Source organism: Brachybacterium sp. GCM10030268 (genome assembly GCF_042666305.1).
In the GTDB taxonomy this organism is placed as follows: domain Bacteria; phylum Actinomycetota; class Actinomycetes; order Actinomycetales; family Dermabacteraceae; genus Brachybacterium.
In genome coordinates, this window is sequence record NZ_JBHTCW010000009.1 from 19,782 (window position 1) to 34,525 (window position 14,744).

The window sequence follows — 14,744 nt, forward strand, 5'->3', positions numbered from 1 at the left end:
AGCGGGCGCGGATCAGAACGCCGGGATGATGGCTCCGCTGTAGGTGTCCTCGATGAAGGTCCGCACGTCGTCGGAGTGCAGCAGCTCATCGAGCGTCACCAGGGCCTCGTTCTCGGCGTCCTCGGTGCGGACCACCAGGAGGTTCGCGAACGGGTTGCCCTCACCGGACTCGAGCACGAGGGCATCCTCGGCCGGGTTCAGGTCCGCCTCCAGGGCGATGTTGCCGTTGATCACCGCGGCCGCGTAGTCGGCCAGGGTGCGCGGCAGCAGGGCGGCGTCGACCTCCGGGAACGTGAGGTTCTTGGGGTTGTCCTCGACGTCGTCCGGGGTGGCCTCGGTGGGCTCGACGCCCTCGGCGAGGGTCAGCAGCCCGTTCTCGGCGAGCAGCGCGAGGGCGCGGCCGCGGTTGGTGGGGTCGTTGGGCACCGCCACCTCGTCGCCGTCGGCCAGGTCATCGAGGCTGGTCAGCGAGTCGGCGAAGACGCCCAGCGGCTCGATGTGCACGCCCTCGAAGGGGGTGAGCTCGTAGCCGTTCTCCTCCATCTCGGTCTCGAGGTAGGGCAGGTGCTGGAAGAAGTTCGCCTCGACCTCGCCGTCGCTGAGCAGGCGGTTGGGGATCTTGTAGTCCGTGACCTCCTCGATCTCGATCTCCAGGCCGGCGTCGGCGGCGAGGTTCTCGCTGATGAAAGCGAGGATCTCGGCGTGGGGCTGCGGGGAGGCGGCCACCCGCAGGGTGGTCACGCCGCTCTCGTCGGCCGTGGGGCTCTCCCCCTGGGAGCCTGCGCCGCAGGCCGAGAGGGACAGGGCTGCCAGGCCGGCGCCGGAGGCGAACAGGGTGCGGCGGTTCAGGGTGCTCATGGTTTCTCCTGGGGGTGGGATGCGGGTCAGGCGGTGCGGGCACGGTGGTCGACGGCTCGGGACAGGCGGGCGCCGATCATCTGCACGGCGACGACGATGATGATCAGCAGGATCACGGTGGCCACGGTGATCTCGGTCTGGTAGCCGGTGTAGCCGCGGTTGTAGGCGAGCTGACCGAGGCCGCCGCTGTTCACGGAGCCGGCCATGGCGGTGTAGCCGATCACGGCGATCGTGGTGGTGGTGATGGAGCCGATGATGCCGGGCAGGGCCTCGGGGATCAGCACCTGGCGGATGATCTGCCAGCGGCTCGCGCCCATCATCGACACGGCCTCGATCTTCCCGGCGGGGATCTCGCGCAGGTTCAGCTCGAACAGGCGGGCTGCGAAGGGGACCGCGGCGACGGTCAGGGCGAGCATCGCAGCGTTGGGGCCGGTGGAGCGGCCCACGATGAACGCGGTGACCGGGATCAGCGCGATGATGAGGATGAAGAAGGGGAACGAGCGCAGCACGTTGACCACGAAGCCGACGACCTGGTTGACCCCGCGCAGCCAGGTCGAGCGGGCACCCTCGGTCTCGAACAGGGCGATGCCCAGCGGCAGCCCCAGCACCACGGTCAGGATCATGGTGCACACGGTCATGTAGAGGGTGACGCCGACGGCCTGCCACAGGCCGTCCTCCCACTGCCACAGGATGGGGTTCTGCGCCCACTGCTGGAGGGTCTCGATCATGCCGCCACCTCCTCGGTGATGATCTGGGCGACGACGCCGGCCGACTCCAGCTCGCGCAGGAACGAGGCCAGGCCGTCGTGGCTGATGGGCCGCCCGGAGTCGTTGCGCAGCGCCAGCTGGACGCGGCCCACCTGGCGGCCGCCGATGGTCTCGATGGTGCCGGCGACGATCCCGGCGCGGGCGCCGTGCTGCTCGGCCAGGCGCACCAGGTCCTCGCTGGTGCGCAGCTCGGGCGAGTCGCCGTAGTTGCAGTTGACGATGGTGGCGTCGATGCCGGTGGGCACCGGCGGCAGCGGGATCAGCTCGGCGGCCAGCGGCCCGTGCGGGTCGGCGGCGACGTCGACCAGGTCCCCGCTCTGGGCGATCCGTCCGTCGGCCAGGAGGGTGACGGTCTCGCAGACCTCGCGCACCACGGCCATCTCGTGGGTGATGATCACGACGGTGATGCCGAGGCGTTCACGCAGGTCACGGATGAGGCGGAGGATCTGGCGGGTGGTGGCGCCGTCCAGTGCGCTGGTGGGCTCGTCGCACAGCAGCACCTTGGGCTCGGCGGCGAGGCCGCGGGCGATGCCGACGCGCTGGATCTGCCCGCCGGAGAGCTGGGCGGGATAGTTGTGCTCGCGACCGGTCAGGCCCACGAGCTCGACCAGCTCGGCCACGCGCTCGCGGCGGCGTTCGCGGGGCACCCCGGCGATCTCCAGCGGGTGGGCGATGTTCTGGGCGGCGGTGCGGGAGTCCAGCAGGTTCGCGTGCTGGAAGACCATGCCGATGTTGCGGCGGGCGGCACGGAGCCGGGCCCCCTCGAGGGCGGCGACGTCGGTGCCATCGACCTCGACCCGGCCCGAGGTGGGCTTCTCCAGTCCGGTCAGGCAGCGGATGAGGGTGGATTTGCCGGCGCCGGAGCGGCCGACGATGCCGTGGACCCTGCCGGCGTCCAGCTGCAGATCGATGCCGTCGAGCGCGGCGACAGAGCCTCCCCCGCCGGGCGCGGGGAAGACCTTCGTGAGGCCGTCGAGAGTGATCACACTCGGGATTGAAACATCCCCCAGGCGGTATCCCGCACCCTCGTTCACACGAGGCAATACACCTCACGCTTTCGGGGGTCATAAGGCGGGGCCAGGTCACACCGCCGCCTCACCTCGAGACGCGGGCGGCAGCGCCATGACATCTGTCATCGCCGCCCGGTGAGGACGCCACAGCAGCCGGTGAGCCACCGCCCTACCCGAGGTGCCGGCGCGGCGGAAGAGTGAAGCCATACCGATTGCACACTCCCGAGGAGCTTCACATGGTCAACGACATCCTTCAGCAGCTCGCCACCTGGGTCGACGGCATGGAGACCTGGCAGCAGGTCCTCGCGCTGATCCCGATCGGGGCGATCCCCTTCATCGAGTCCTTCTTCGCGGCGCTGCTGGGCACGGCCGCCGGCATCCACCCGGCCATCGCCATCCCCGCGGCGGTGGTCGGGAACATGATCTCGACCTTCGCCGTCATCGCCCTGTCCGGCCGTGCCCGCGACGCCGTCTCCGGCCGCCGCGAGCGCCCGGAGAAGAAGACCTCGAAGATCCGTCAGAAAGTGGCGGCCGCCCTGGACAGGTACGGCGTCCCCGGCGTCGCCCTGCTGGGCCCGTTCGTCATCGCCTCCCAGATCACCGCCCCCACCATGATCGCCCTCGGCGCGACGCGCAGCCGTGTCTACCTGTGGATGGGCGTCTCGATCACCGCCTGGGGTCTGCTGTTCGGCCTCTTCGGGAACCTGCTGTCCACGGCGCTCTGACCGCCCGGGGGTCCGCTATGGTCAGCACCATCGAAGGGAGGCCAGCCATGACCACCGCGCATGCCGCCGGTCGCCCGTGGCGCGTCTTCTACGCCTACACCGCCTGGACCATCGTCGCGCTCCTGGTGATGTACCCCCTCGGTATCGCCGGCTTCCTCGACCTCGGCCTCCGCGCGGCCTTCGCGGAACACCCCCTGGCCATGTCGCTGCTCAGCGGCCAGATAGTGCTCGGGGCCTGGTCGGCGTGGCGGGCGATGAAGACCTGGTCACGCTCCACGCTCCCGGCCGAGCGGGGCCGCTGGGACCTGCCCCGCGTCGGTCACCTCGGCTCGGACTGGACCCTCGAGGGCACGGCCGTGGTGACCGTGGCGATCGCCGTGCTCCTGATGGTGACCGGGACCGACCCCCGTATCCTCGCCGTCTCTGTCACTCCGGTCCTCGGCAACGTGGGGCTGCGGTGGCCGTTGCCCGTCGGCGTCGTCTCGTCGATCGTGGCCTCGCTCCTCCTCTCGGCACTGGGGCTGGCGAGCCGGGAGGCGATCGCGGTCGCCGCCATCACGGCCAGCGGCGTGATCGCCTTCCGCTCCACCCTGTGGCTGGCGGCCGTGGTGCGCGAACTGGACGTGGCGCGGCAGTCGCAGGCCCGGCTGGCGGTCGCCGAGGAGCGGCTGCGCTTCGCCCGTGACCTGCACGACGTCACCGGGCGCGACCTCTCGGCGATCGCGGTGAAGTCCGAACTGGTCGCCCAGCTCACCGAGCGCGAGGATCCGCGTGCCCTCGAGCACAGCCGGGAGGTCGCTCAGATCGCCCGGGCATCCCTCGCCGAGATCCGCGGCCTGGTGCGGGGCTACCGGGAGGCCGATCTGGAGGCCGAGCTGCGGGGGACCACCTCCCTGCTGCGCTCGGCGCACGTGCAGGTCGAGGTGGAGGGCGACGTCTCCGACCTCCCGTCCGAGCACGCCGACAGCGCCGCGTGGGTGCTGCGCGAGGGCGGGACCAACATCCTGCGCCATGCCGATCCCACCAAGGTGACGATCACGCTCGGGGCCGACGGACTGCGCCTGGTCAACGACGGCGCCCCGACCGACGGGCGGGTCCTCGAGGGCGACGGGCTCACGGGCATGCGGGAGCGCCTCGGTGATCGTGCGGCTCTCGTGGTGCACCGTGACAGCGGCACCTTCACTCTCGACGTCCGCTTCGACGATGCTGGAGACCAGCGATGACCGATCCCCCCGCTCCCCTGACCGTCATCCTCGTCGACGACGAGCACCTGATCCGGTCGGCGCTGGCCACGATGCTCTCCCTCGAGGCGGATCTCGAGGTGCGCGGGGAGGCAGGGACCGTGGCCGACGGGGTGCGCCTGGCCCAGCGCGAGCAGCCCGAGGTGGCCGTGGTCGATCTCCAGCTGCCCGACGGCGACGGCCTGGAGGCCTGCACCCGGATCGGCGAGGTCTCTCCCGCCACCCGCTGCCTGATCCTCACCTCGCACGCCCGGCCCGGGTACCTCAAGCGGGCGCTCACCCAGGGCGTGCTGGGGTTCTTGCCCAAGACCGCCTCGGCCGAGCAGCTGGCCCAGGCCGTGCGCTCGGTCGCCGCCGGACGTCGCGCTATCGATCCGGAGCTGGCGGCGGAGACGATCTCCTCCGGGGATTCGCCGCTGACCCCGCGCGAGGCCGACGTGCTCGAGTACGCGGCCGACGGTGCCCCGGTCGAGCAGATCGCCCGTCGCGCGCACCTGGCCGAGGGCACGGTGCGCAACTACCTCTCCAGCGCGCAGGCGAAGCTGCAGGCCGGCAACCGCCACGAGGCCGTGGGGATCGCGCGGCGACAGGGCTGGATCTGATCAGTCGGTCGGGGCCGGTGTGCCTCGCCAGTCAGCGGCGTCGCCGTGCCGCCCGTCGGCCGACGCCGCCATGGTGTCGATGAGAGCGTCGATCCTGGCGGCCGCCACCGTCAACTGCTCGAGCCGGCGCGTGATGCGCTCTCGCTGCCCTCGTACCTCATCGAGCATGCCGGCGCTGACGAGCCCCGTCGATTCGCAGCGCAGCAGCAGCGCGATGGAGGTGCTGGGCAGGCCGGCGGAGTAGAGGCACTGGATCAGGTGCACCCTCTCCGGCGCGTCCGTGGCGTAGACACGCTGCCCCGTCGGCGTGCGGTCGGGTGCGAGCAGTCGCTGCTCCTCGTAGTAGCGCAGCGACCGGATGCTCACACCCGTGGCGCGGGAGAGCTCCCCGATCCTCATGTCCGATCCCTTCGACGGCTTGCCCCTCACATCGATGTTAGGTCCTACCGTCGGCGAAGCCTCGCAGACGGCGAGGCCTCGCCGACGAGAGGATGCGCGATGAGAATCAGCGGACAGACCGTTTTCGTGACCGGCGCGAACCGAGGTATCGGGCGCGCATTCGTCTCAGGTCTCCTGGAGCGGGGAGCGGGCAGGGTCTATGCCGGCGTGCGCGATCCGCTGTCGGTCGATACCGAGCTGAGCCACGATCCGCGCGTGGAGGTCGTGCGCCTGGATGTCACCGCCCGCACGGAGATCACCGAGGCCGCGGAGGTCGCAGGCGATACCACCATCCTGGTCAACAACGCCGGCGCCGTGGCCTTCGAGTCGCTGCTCACGGGGTCTCTCGAGACGGCGCGGCACCTGTTCGACACGAACGTGTTCGGGCCGTGGGAGCTCACCCGGGCCTTCGCTCCCGCGCTCCGCGCCTCGCGCGGCGCCGTCGTCAATGTTCTCTCGGCCATCGCGTGGTTCTCGCCGCCGCAGAACGGGGCCTACGGGGCGACGAAGGCAGCCGCGTGGAGCCTGTCCAACGGCCTCCGGTCCGAGCTCGCTCCGGCTGGCGTCCTCGTGCAGGGCTTGCACTTCGGCGCTGTCGACACGGACTTCTCCGCCGGGTTCGACATCCCGAAGATCTCGCCGGACGACGTCGTGCGCGCGTCGCTCGACGGCCTGGAGGCGGGCACGGCCGAGGTGCTCGTCGACGCCGAGAGCCGGGCCGCGAAAGCCGCGCTGACGGGTCAGCCCAATGACTACGTCCGGTCCATGGCGGGATAGGTGCAGTCTCAGCTCCGGCGGCGGGCGCGGAAGAAGTCCCGCAGCAGATCGCCGCATTCGCTCTCGCGCACACCGTCGGTGAGCTCGACGCGGTGGTTCAGCCGGGGCTCACGGACGAGGTCGTAGAGGGACCCGGCAGCACCGGCCTTCGGGTCCGGGGCGCCGACCACGAGCCGGCGCACCCGGGAGAGCACGATCGCGCCGGCGCACATGGTGCAGGGCTCGAGGGTGACGACGAGCGTGCAATCCGGCAGCATCCACCGGCCGCGCACCCGGGCGGCCTCCCGCAGCGCGAGGATCTCGGCGTGGGCGGTGGGGTCCTGGTCGGCCTCGCGGCGGTTGCCGGCGGCCGCGAGGAGCTCGTCGTCGGGCCCGATGACGACGGCACCGATGGGGACGTCGGCCGGGTCGCGCTCGGCGGCGGCGCGCGCCTGGTCGATGGCCAGCCCCATCAGCTCCTCGTCGCTCATGGCCGCTATTGTCGCCTGCCCGCCACCCGGTAGCGCGCCTCGAGGAAGGCCCCGCTGCGACCGAACTCCTCGAGCTCCAGGTCGTACCTGCCCTTGAACAGGGGCCGGCCGGCGCCGAGGGTGACCGGGGCGATCGAGACGTCGATCTCGTCCACCATGCCGGCGTCGGCGAACTGGGCGGCGAGGTCCCCGCCGCCGACGATCCAGACGTCCCTCCCGTCGGCCGCGGCCTCGAGCATCTCTCGGTGGGCCTCCGGCGCTCCGGAGAGCAGGCGGATGTTCGAGGCGGCCGGGTCGAGCTCGCGGTGGGTGAACACGAACGTGGGCTGCTCGTACGGCCAGGGGGACGGGCCGTCGCCCTGCGCCTCCGGGTGGCCGAGTACCCACTGGTAGGTGGTGTACCCCATCACGACCGCGCCGATCCCGGCGATGAAGCGGTCGTAGTCGAGGATGCCGCCCGAGGGTTCCGGCTGGGACAGCAGCCAGTCCAGGCTGTCGTGCTCGTCGGCGATGAAGCCGTCCACGGTGGTGGCGGTGTAGAAGCGGTAGGCGGTCATAGCGGCTGCTCTCCTGTCGTGCGGCGGTGCCAGAGGATCGGGTCGGGGTCCAGGGCGGGTGCTGAAAGGTCGACGCCGGCGTCGGCGAGCATCCAGCGCGCCAGCAGCCGGCGATGGGCGGAGAAGGTGAGCTCGTGGGCGATGATCTGGGAGAGCAGGAACGACTCCGGCGGGTCGCACAGGGCGTCGATGATCCTGTCCTGCCAGGCGTCGCGGCGCTGGATGTCGCGCACCAGGGCGAGCCAGCGCGCGCCGATCTCGCGATGGCGCTTGCGCAGCTCACCGGGATCTTCGCCGCTGCTGAGGTCCGGCGCGGTGCGAGCCTCGATGCTGGCCAGCCAGGGCTCCTTGCTGAGCACGAGGTGTCGCAGCAGCTGCCCGATCGTCTCGTCGGCCCCGTCCCAGCCGCGCGGGGCGCTGCCGGGCAGTCGCACCCGGGTGATCTCGTCGGGCCCGAGCGCGCCGGCCGCCTCCAGCAGGGCGTCGATGTCCTCGAGGTCGTGGCGCACCTGGATCCCGACCACGTCCCCGGCCGAGATCTCCTCCGGCGTGCCGGCGTCGACGTACAAAGCCGTCGGTGAATGGAAATGGAGGCCGTTGGGCGAGGGCAGCCAGTGGCCGCGCACGTCGGCCGACGGGAGATCGCTCGGCGCGTGGCCGTAGGCGCGACGAAAGGCCCTCGAGAACCCTTCGACGGAGTCGTATCCGGCGGCGAAGGCCGCGTCGGTGACGGACGTGCCGCGCTGGAGGCGCCAGGCCGCCTGTTCGAGCAGCACCCGTCGGCGCAGGGCGAGCGGGGATTCGCCGCTGCGCCCGCTGACCTGCCGGGTGAAGTGGAACGCGGAGAGGAACGCGCCACCCGCCATGTCGCCGAGGGTGCGGTGACGCTCGTCCAGGACTGCGTCGAGCAGCCGGTGCAGCGGATCCGGTGAGTTCTCCTCGTTCTCGTCCATGTGATCCAGTATTCGTCGCGTGCCTGGCGCGCGCTTGACCGGTCTTGCTGTTCTGCGTGGTCCGGTAGATTCGCACCATGCGCGTCCTGGAGATCGACCACCCGCTCGTCGCCCACAAGCTGACGGTGCTGCGCAATCGCGCCACGCACTCCTCGGTGTTCCGCCAGCTCGCCGATGAGCTGGTGACACTGCTGGCCTACGAGGCGACGCGCAACGTCGCCGTGGCGCCGGTGGAGATCGAGACCCCGGTGACCGCGATGACCGGCACCAAGCTCTCCAACCCCAAGCCCATGGTGGTGCCGATCCTGCGCGCCGGCCTGGGCATGCTCGACGGCCTGACCCGCCTGCTGCCCACCGCCGAGGTCGGGTTCCTGGGCATGGTCCGCAACGACGAGACGCTCGAGGTCACCACCTACGCGAACCGCCTGCCCGACGACCTCTCGGGGCGGCAGTGCTTCGTGCTGGACCCGATGCTGGCCACCGGTCACACCCTGATCGCGGCCTGCGAGTACATGCACGAGCGCGGCGCCCGCGACATCACCTGCGTCACCCTGCTGGCCGCCCCCGAGGGGCTGAAGGCCATGGAGGAGCAGATCGACCCCGCGATCGACCTGACCATCGTCACCGCCGCGGTCGACGAGAAGCTCAACGAGAAGGGCTACATCGTCCCCGGCCTCGGTGACGCCGGTGACCGCCTCTTCGGCGTCGTCGACTGACCGGCGCCGCGACGCCATGAGCTCCGAGGAGGACCCGCTCGCCCATTGGGAGCAGCGCTATGCCGGCGCGGAGCCGGTGTGGTCCGGACGCGTCAACCCGACCCTGGCCGCCGCGGTGGCCGGCCTCCCACCCGGTCGCAGCGTCGACCTGGGCTGCGGCGAGGGCGGCGACGTGCTCTGGCTCGCCCAGCAGGGCTGGCAGGCGCTCGGGCTGGACCTCGCCCCCACTGCCGTCGCGCGGGCGCGGGAGGCCGCCTCAGCACGCGAGCTCGGCCCCGGATCTGCTCGTTTCGAGCAGTGCGATCTCTCGGCGTGGGAGCCCGACGAGGCGTCCTACGACCTGGTCACCGCGTCGTTCTTCCATTCCCGGGTGGCGCTGGACCGCACCCGGATCCTGCGCCGGGCAGCGCGTGCGCTGGCTCCCGAGGGCCTCCTCGTGGTCGTCTCCCACGCGGCCCCGCCGCCGTGGGCGCAGGCGCATGACCATGAGGGCTCCGGCCCCACCGGCCCGCGCGAGCAGATGCTCACGGCCCAGGACGAGGCCGACGAGCTCGCACTGGACCCCTCTGCCTGGGCGGTGGAGGTCGCCGAGCAGCGCGAGCGGGAGGCCGACGGCCCGGACGGACAGCACGGTCACCTCGAGGACTCGCTGCTGATCGTGCGCCGCACCGCCTCAGAGACGGCCTGACCTGGAGTTCCGAGGCGCCTCGCGTCCGTGGCGTTTCAGAATATGAACGCTTGCTTGCCCGAGACGGCGGGGCGGTGCATGCTCGTGGACATGACGTCGACCGCCGCGCTCAGCCAGACCACCCGCCGGGTGGTCCGCTCTGCGATGCGCTCGATGATGTTCATGATGATGATGCCGATGATGCATCGTCAGCCGAGCCTCTGAGAGCTCAAGGCACCTCCGGGGCCGGCTGACAGGAGCCGGCCGGAAGGCGCGGGCTCCAGGTGCTTCCGGGAGCACGCCCCTCGATGATCCGCCCTCAGGCGTCGATCTCCAGGGATCCCGGGCCCACCGCCCGCCGCGCGATACAGCGCCGCACCTCGGAGAACTCGCATCATGACCATCACCCTGGACCGTCCCGCCACCACCGTCCGTCCCGCCGCCGCTCGTCCGGCCGCCGCTCGACCCGCCGCGGCCCGCCCGGGCACCCGCGCCCCGCATCGTGCCGGCGCCTCGGCACCCCGCCCCCAGACCTCCGACGAGGGCGTGACCGTCACCGTGTCGGTCACCCTCCCCGCCGGCACCGGGGACGTCGACGCCGCCCGCATCGCCGATGACCTGCGTTCCCACGCCCAGCGCCTCACGGCCTCCCAGCAAGCGCGCACCAGCGTGTCCGTGGACAGCCCCGACGCCTTCACCGCCACGGCCGCCCCCGGCCGCTCCAGCGCCCGCACCCTGCCGCCGCGCGAGCAGAGCCCGGCCGCGGTCAGCCCGTTGCGCCCGCGCCGCACCGGCGTGGTCTCCCCGAACTCCCCGGCCCGCCGGGATGCGGAGGCGGCACGCCGCCGGGCGGCGCTGGCCACCGCGGTCAGCCCCTCGAGCCCGTCGGTCGCGGCCGAGGACAGCCTGGTGGTCGACCTGTTCGGCCGCCGGGTGCGGATCGACGGGCAGGACGTGGACCTGACCTACAAGGAATTCGAGCTGCTCGCCCAGCTGGCCGGCAACGCTCGGCGGACCGTCTCCCGCGAGGAGCTCATGAAGACCGTCTGGGCCGAGGCCCCGGCGGACACCGGTGAGCGCACGGTCGACGTGCACGTGCGTCGTGTGCGTACCAAGCTCGGCCGCTACCGCCGCCTGATCTCGACCGTCCGCGGCGCCGGCTACCGCCTGGACCCGGGCAGCGACGTCGCGATCCTCGGCTGAGCACCTCGCGGCCCGCATCGCTGACCTCGCCGCGCCCTGGGCACCGCGGCGCGTGATGACGACGAGCGCCCCGAGCCCCGGGCCCAATGGGCGCTCCGGGCGCACCGAACCCAATGGGCGCACCGGGCGTCGCATCCGTGACCCTGTTGGAATTCGGCGCTCGTTCCAACAGGGTCACGGATGTGCGCAACCGCGAGCGGCTGGAGTGAGCGACTCGGGTTCTGTGCGGCCGACGCGAGTGTCCACGGGTCGCCACCGCGCGGGGCCACGGCCCTGCGCGGTCCGATAAGCGATCCTTCCGCGAGCGGCGACGCCGTTCCGGCCGTCCCGGCGCCGAAACGTCTCCGGACAGGACGAGCGGCCCGGAGCTCTCAACCGACAATGTCGGGGGCTCACGGACCGCTCGTCAGGCCTGTCGTCCGTCAGGGGTGGGTGCGGGCGAACAGGCTGGACGGGCTGCCATAGGTGGGGGAACCTGGCATTGTGCCCGTCCGGCCGCTCCCCATGAGGGGGGTCCTGGGAAGCGGCACATCTATGAAGTTTTCACACCGTGCCGGGTGGCACGGCCGCGACGCTATCAGTCGAAACCGGGAACTGTGACCCTCACGAGACCTGTCCCCCATCACGGCGATCCGAAGGCCGCGCACGTCCGTGGACGGCCCCTCGTCGCGACAACGCGTTCCCCTTGAGTCTAGGTCGTCCCGGGCCCTATGTAAACGCGCCAGCACTCTGTGTTTTCGCAGGTGACATGCAGGAACATTCAGGGTTGGGGTTGGTGTCGAAGCGCCCAAGGTGTCGTCAACGTACATCAAAAACACCGCTCCTGCCGCGTGTTCTGCAGTGATGCTCACGAGCTGTCGATACCCTGCCCGCCGCCTCGCGCCGGACGGGGCTCGGGCGGTGTTCGGGCCGCTGTCGCGACCTTCACAGTGAAAGTGTGAGCACCGTCGCATCATCATGCAGCTTGCGGGGCCGGCGATGCTCCGGAAGCGTCTCCTCGGCGGCGCGGAGGCCGGCGATCAGCTCACCGGGAGCAGTGCTCAGGGCCGCGGACAGCGAATCGTCGTCATGCATCCCGAGCAGGTCCACGGTGCGGGTGATGCCGTCGGAGACCAGATGGACGGCCGACAGATCGGTCAGCAGGGTTCGTCCGGTCAGTGCCTGTTCCGCAGCCTCCGGCTCGTGGCGGGCCACCCAGAAGCCACCGGTTGCATTGCGTCGCTCCTCGACCCACTCCGGTGCGGACTCCTCACGTGCCACGTCATCGACCCGGAGGTCGCTGAGGCGCCGCACTCCTCCGTTCCGGGCATGCAGCAGCAGGGAGGAGTCGCACAGCACGAGATGCTCGAGGTGCTCACCGGTTCTGCGGACGGCGACGACGGTGGCCGACGGGCTGCCTGCCTCGAGGTCGCACTCGTCCTCGTGCAGCCCGCGCACCTCGGCGATCGCTCGCGCCAGCGCCCCGGTCAGATCCGTCCCCGGATCCTGGGCGCCGGTGAGCAGGTGAGCGGCCAGCCGGTGGGAGAACCAGGCGACGCTGTGATGGCAGCCGGCGCGGAACCGTCGGGGCAGACCGGCGCCGTCGAGGACGACGGCCACGTCGCCGAGCACGCCGGCGGCGTCCTCATTCGCGCCAGGGACCGCCGGATCGGTGACCAGTGTGGTGCGCACAGGCCCACTGTATGCACCCGCCCGTGGCAGAAGCGGGCTGGTCGTCGGGCATCCGGGGCCGCACGCCCGTAGAGTGGGTGCGATACATGCCGCTCGGCCGACACCCGGCGAGGCGGACACCAGGATGTGGAAGGGAACCATCGATGATCGCGCAGGCGCGGATCACCTCCGACACCACTGCCACCGTGCATCTGGCCGACGAGACCGTCGAGGTCACCGGGGCCAACCTCCCCGAGATCCGCAACCGGGTGAAGCAGGTCTTCATCACCGCCGCCCGCAGCGGCGGCGAGGCCGTGGACGTGGTGATCGTCGAGCCGGATGTGCGCCATCACCTGCGGGTCGAACCCACGGGCCGGATCGCGGGGCGCACGGCGGATGACCGTCCGCTCTACGGGCCCGCCATCGACGACCCGCTGATCGCGCCGCCGAGCGGAGGCCATGCCGCCGAATCGCTGCCGACGGACGACACCGCGGACCTCAGCTCGATCACCCCGGATTCCCTCGGCCCAGCGGGCCCCACCCGTCCCGCGGGCCCCGCCGAGACCAGCTCCGCCACCGGGGAGCATGCGGCCATCGGCTCGCCCGCGACCGGGGAGCACGCCGCCATCGGTCCACCCGTGACCGGGGAGCATCCCGCCGTCGGCTCCCCCGCGACCGGCGAACTGCCGACGGTGCGGCCGCATCGTGCCCGCCGGCGCCGGGCGGCCGCGATGCCGCCATCGGCCCTGTCCGGAGCCAGCGTGGCCTCGCACGGGTCCGCCGGGTCGGACTCCGCGCCCTCGGCGTCCGCGACCTCCGCATCCTTCTCCGCCGGATCGGCAGGGTCGGCGCCCTCCGCACCCTCCTCCGCCGGATCAGCGGGTTCGGCGACCCCCGCTCCTGCCGCCGGTTCCGACACGGGCTCGCACGCGCCGGTGCCCGCACCGGCGTCGCGGGACGAGGTCATCACCTCCGTCCCGTCGGGCGGTGTCCGCTCAGGCCAGGAGGACCGGCCGGGCCGGGACGAGCGCTCCGAGCAGGGCGGCGGTTCTGCTGCGTCCGGAGATTCCGCGTCCAAGCGCCCGCTGCCGCCGCGCACGGTGTCCGACTCCGATGGCCGGCCCACCCTGAAGGACCTGCAGTCCTCGACGGCGCGCCCGGAGAAGGACAAGGCCACGCGCGGATTCCGCGGTTTCATCACCAAGCTCACCGGCGGGGCCATCTCCCCGGCCCCCGGCAAGGCCGAGCGCCTGGACAACGAGCGCCTCGAGCGCATCCGACGGCAGCTGGATGGGCCGCGCAACATCGCCGTGGTCAACCTCAAGGGCGGCGCCCACAAGACCACGGCCTCACTCATGATCGCCGCCACCCTCGGCGTGACCCGCGGCGGCAACGTGCTGGCCTGGGACAACAACGAGACCCGCGGCACGCTGGGCTGGCGCGGGCTGCCCACCGAGCACCACCGCACCGCGGTGGATCTGCTGCACGACATCGGCCGCCTGCGCTCCCCCGAGGCGAGCAACGCGGATCTGGATCCGTACGTGCGGCCCCAGGGCGAGATGCGGTTCGACATCCTCGCCTCCGACGAGGACCCGGGCTCGGCCGCACTGATCGACGACGAGGCCTTCGGGGAGCTCAACGACACGCTCTCGCGGTTCTACCGCATCAAGGTCATCGACACCGGCAACAACGTGCGCGCCTCCAACTGGCTGGCCGCCGTGCGCAACGCGGACCAGCTGGTCATCATCTCCACCGTCCGCGAGGACACCTTCAACGCGGCCGCGTGGATGATCGATGAGCTGCGGGCCACGGGGCTGGCCGAACAGGTCGACCACGCGGTGACGATCCTGTCCCACTCCGCGAAGGGGAAGGTCGACTCCACGCTGCGTCAGCGCCTGCTCGCCCACTTCGGGGCGCACACCCGCGCGGTCACCGAAGTGCCCTATGAGCAGCAGTTCGTCAGCGGCTCCCACCTGGACTGGTCGCGGATCCACCCCAAGACCAAGGAAGCCTGGCTGGACGCGACCGCGCTGATCATCGACGGGCTCTGAGCGGGACGGCGCACCCCACCCGACCCCGCGCGTCCACAGCACGGCGCTCCCGGCACACC

The 14,744-nt window shown here is 71.6% G+C and carries 16 protein-coding genes; 8 read left to right on the top strand and 8 right to left on the bottom strand.

The features are described from left to right. Nucleotides 1–12: 12 nt before the first annotated feature. Genes ACFQRD_RS12540 through ACFQRD_RS12550 form a run of 3 tightly spaced genes read right to left on the bottom strand, consistent with a single transcriptional unit; the run spans nt 13 to nt 2,611 of the window. Nucleotides 13–858: a MetQ/NlpA family ABC transporter substrate-binding protein gene (locus ACFQRD_RS12540; RefSeq protein ID WP_377792603.1), complete on the bottom strand. Its 846-nt coding sequence runs from the start codon at nt 856–858 to the stop codon at nt 13–15. 26 nt (nt 859–884) lie between these two features. Next, nucleotides 885–1,586 (bottom strand): methionine ABC transporter permease, encoded by a 702-nt coding sequence (locus ACFQRD_RS12545; RefSeq protein ID WP_377018794.1) that lies wholly within the window; start codon nt 1,584–1,586, stop codon nt 885–887. Continuing rightward, entirely contained in the window at nt 1,583–2,611 is a 1,029-nt protein-coding gene (locus ACFQRD_RS12550) for a methionine ABC transporter ATP-binding protein (RefSeq protein ID WP_377018793.1), read from the bottom strand. The genes ACFQRD_RS12545 and ACFQRD_RS12550 overlap by 4 nt, the downstream gene beginning before the upstream one ends. Before the next feature lie 260 nt (nt 2,612–2,871). On the opposite strand from ACFQRD_RS12550, the gene ACFQRD_RS12555 reads away from it, so the two are divergent. The 3 genes from ACFQRD_RS12555 to ACFQRD_RS12565 are packed head-to-tail and all read left to right on the top strand — an operon-like array spanning nt 2,872 to nt 5,203. Beyond that, entirely contained in the window at nt 2,872–3,360 is a 489-nt protein-coding gene (locus tag ACFQRD_RS12555; RefSeq protein ID WP_377804415.1) for a hypothetical protein, read from the top strand. A gap of 47 nt (nt 3,361–3,407) precedes the next feature. Continuing rightward, nucleotides 3,408–4,583 carry a sensor histidine kinase gene (locus ACFQRD_RS12560; RefSeq protein ID WP_377018791.1) on the top strand — a complete coding sequence of 392 codons (1,176 nt, stop codon included), beginning with the start codon at nt 3,408–3,410 and terminating at the stop codon, nt 4,581–4,583. Further along, nucleotides 4,580–5,203, top strand: a complete 624-nt coding sequence (locus ACFQRD_RS12565) for a response regulator (protein ID WP_377018789.1) — start codon at nt 4,580–4,582, stop codon at nt 5,201–5,203. Before ACFQRD_RS12560 ends, ACFQRD_RS12565 begins: the two co-directional genes overlap by 4 nt. On the opposite strand, the gene ACFQRD_RS12570 is transcribed toward ACFQRD_RS12565, so the two are convergent. Beyond that, a complete protein-coding gene (locus tag ACFQRD_RS12570) occupies nt 5,204–5,602 on the bottom strand; it encodes a MerR family transcriptional regulator (RefSeq protein WP_377018788.1) in 399 nt (132 codons plus the stop codon). It lies immediately after the preceding gene. Nucleotides 5,603–5,701: 99 nt separating this feature from the next. Between ACFQRD_RS12570 and ACFQRD_RS12575 the strand changes: the two genes are divergently transcribed. Beyond that, the gene (locus ACFQRD_RS12575; RefSeq protein ID WP_377804417.1) at nt 5,702–6,418 is read left to right on the top strand and encodes an SDR family oxidoreductase; all 717 of its coding nucleotides are present in this window, start codon (nt 5,702–5,704) and stop codon (nt 6,416–6,418) included. 8 nt (nt 6,419–6,426) lie between these two features. On the opposite strand, the gene tadA is transcribed toward ACFQRD_RS12575, so the two are convergent. Genes tadA through ACFQRD_RS12590 form a run of 3 tightly spaced genes read right to left on the bottom strand, consistent with a single transcriptional unit; the run spans nt 6,427 to nt 8,398 of the window. Next, nucleotides 6,427–6,888 carry a tRNA adenosine(34) deaminase TadA gene (tadA, locus tag ACFQRD_RS12580; protein WP_377804419.1) on the bottom strand — a complete coding sequence of 154 codons (462 nt, stop codon included), beginning with the start codon at nt 6,886–6,888 and terminating at the stop codon, nt 6,427–6,429. A 5-nt stretch (nt 6,889–6,893) separates the two neighbouring features. After that, nucleotides 6,894–7,445: a dihydrofolate reductase family protein gene (locus ACFQRD_RS12585; RefSeq protein ID WP_377804421.1), complete on the bottom strand. Its 552-nt coding sequence runs from the start codon at nt 7,443–7,445 to the stop codon at nt 6,894–6,896. After that, entirely contained in the window at nt 7,442–8,398 is a 957-nt protein-coding gene (locus ACFQRD_RS12590; protein ID WP_377804423.1) for a helix-turn-helix domain-containing protein, read from the bottom strand. Before ACFQRD_RS12590 ends, ACFQRD_RS12585 begins: the two co-directional genes overlap by 4 nt. Before the next feature lie 77 nt (nt 8,399–8,475). On the opposite strand from ACFQRD_RS12590, the gene upp reads away from it, so the two are divergent. The 3 genes from upp to ACFQRD_RS12605 all read left to right on the top strand — a co-directional run bounded on the left by upp (nt 8,476) and on the right by ACFQRD_RS12605 (nt 10,984). Continuing rightward, nucleotides 8,476–9,114, top strand: coding sequence for a uracil phosphoribosyltransferase (upp, locus tag ACFQRD_RS12595; protein ID WP_377018783.1), 639 nt, complete (start codon nt 8,476–8,478; stop codon nt 9,112–9,114). 16 nt (nt 9,115–9,130) lie between these two features. Continuing rightward, the gene (locus ACFQRD_RS12600) at nt 9,131–9,802 is read left to right on the top strand and encodes a class I SAM-dependent methyltransferase (protein WP_377804425.1); all 672 of its coding nucleotides are present in this window, start codon (nt 9,131–9,133) and stop codon (nt 9,800–9,802) included. Between the two features lie 375 nt (nt 9,803–10,177). Further along, complete coding sequence (locus tag ACFQRD_RS12605) at nt 10,178–10,984, top strand: winged helix-turn-helix domain-containing protein (protein ID WP_377804427.1); 807 nt, start codon at nt 10,178–10,180, stop codon at nt 10,982–10,984. A gap of 924 nt (nt 10,985–11,908) precedes the next feature. On the opposite strand, the gene ACFQRD_RS12610 is transcribed toward ACFQRD_RS12605, so the two are convergent. Continuing rightward, nucleotides 11,909–12,655 carry a protein phosphatase 2C domain-containing protein gene (locus tag ACFQRD_RS12610; protein WP_377804429.1) on the bottom strand — a complete coding sequence of 249 codons (747 nt, stop codon included), beginning with the start codon at nt 12,653–12,655 and terminating at the stop codon, nt 11,909–11,911. A 143-nt stretch (nt 12,656–12,798) separates the two neighbouring features. On the opposite strand from ACFQRD_RS12610, the gene ACFQRD_RS12615 reads away from it, so the two are divergent. Beyond that, on the top strand, nt 12,799–14,685 hold the full coding sequence (locus ACFQRD_RS12615; RefSeq protein WP_377804431.1) for a chromosome partitioning protein: 1,887 nt from the start codon (nt 12,799–12,801) through the stop codon (nt 14,683–14,685). Nucleotides 14,686–14,744 lie beyond the last annotated feature (59 nt).

Bases quoted from the DNA above. Each gene is read 5' to 3' on its own strand.
- ACFQRD_RS12565 (WP_377018789.1), top strand. From the start codon at position 4,580: ATGACCGATCCCCCCGCTCCCCTGACCGTCATCCTCGTCGACGACGAG.
- ACFQRD_RS12575 (WP_377804417.1), top strand. From the start codon at position 5,702: ATGAGAATCAGCGGACAGACCGTTTTCGTGACCGGCGCGAACCGAGGT.
- ACFQRD_RS12600 (WP_377804425.1), top strand. From the start codon at position 9,131: ATGAGCTCCGAGGAGGACCCGCTCGCCCATTGGGAGCAGCGCTATGCC.
- ACFQRD_RS12570 (WP_377018788.1), bottom strand. From the start codon at position 5,602: ATGAGGATCGGGGAGCTCTCCCGCGCCACGGGTGTGAGCATCCGGTCG.
- ACFQRD_RS12615 (WP_377804431.1), top strand. From the start codon at position 12,799: ATGATCGCGCAGGCGCGGATCACCTCCGACACCACTGCCACCGTGCAT.
- tadA (WP_377804419.1), bottom strand. From the start codon at position 6,888: ATGAGCGACGAGGAGCTGATGGGGCTGGCCATCGACCAGGCGCGCGCC.
- ACFQRD_RS12605 (WP_377804427.1), top strand. From the start codon at position 10,178: ATGACCATCACCCTGGACCGTCCCGCCACCACCGTCCGTCCCGCCGCC.
- ACFQRD_RS12540 (WP_377792603.1), bottom strand. From the start codon at position 858: ATGAGCACCCTGAACCGCCGCACCCTGTTCGCCTCCGGCGCCGGCCTG.
- ACFQRD_RS12585 (WP_377804421.1), bottom strand. From the start codon at position 7,445: ATGACCGCCTACCGCTTCTACACCGCCACCACCGTGGACGGCTTCATC.
- ACFQRD_RS12545 (WP_377018794.1), bottom strand. From the start codon at position 1,586: ATGATCGAGACCCTCCAGCAGTGGGCGCAGAACCCCATCCTGTGGCAG.
- ACFQRD_RS12555 (WP_377804415.1), top strand. From the start codon at position 2,872: ATGGTCAACGACATCCTTCAGCAGCTCGCCACCTGGGTCGACGGCATG.
- ACFQRD_RS12560 (WP_377018791.1), top strand. From the start codon at position 3,408: ATGACCACCGCGCATGCCGCCGGTCGCCCGTGGCGCGTCTTCTACGCC.
- ACFQRD_RS12590 (WP_377804423.1), bottom strand. From the start codon at position 8,398: ATGGACGAGAACGAGGAGAACTCACCGGATCCGCTGCACCGGCTGCTC.
- upp (WP_377018783.1), top strand. From the start codon at position 8,476: ATGCGCGTCCTGGAGATCGACCACCCGCTCGTCGCCCACAAGCTGACG.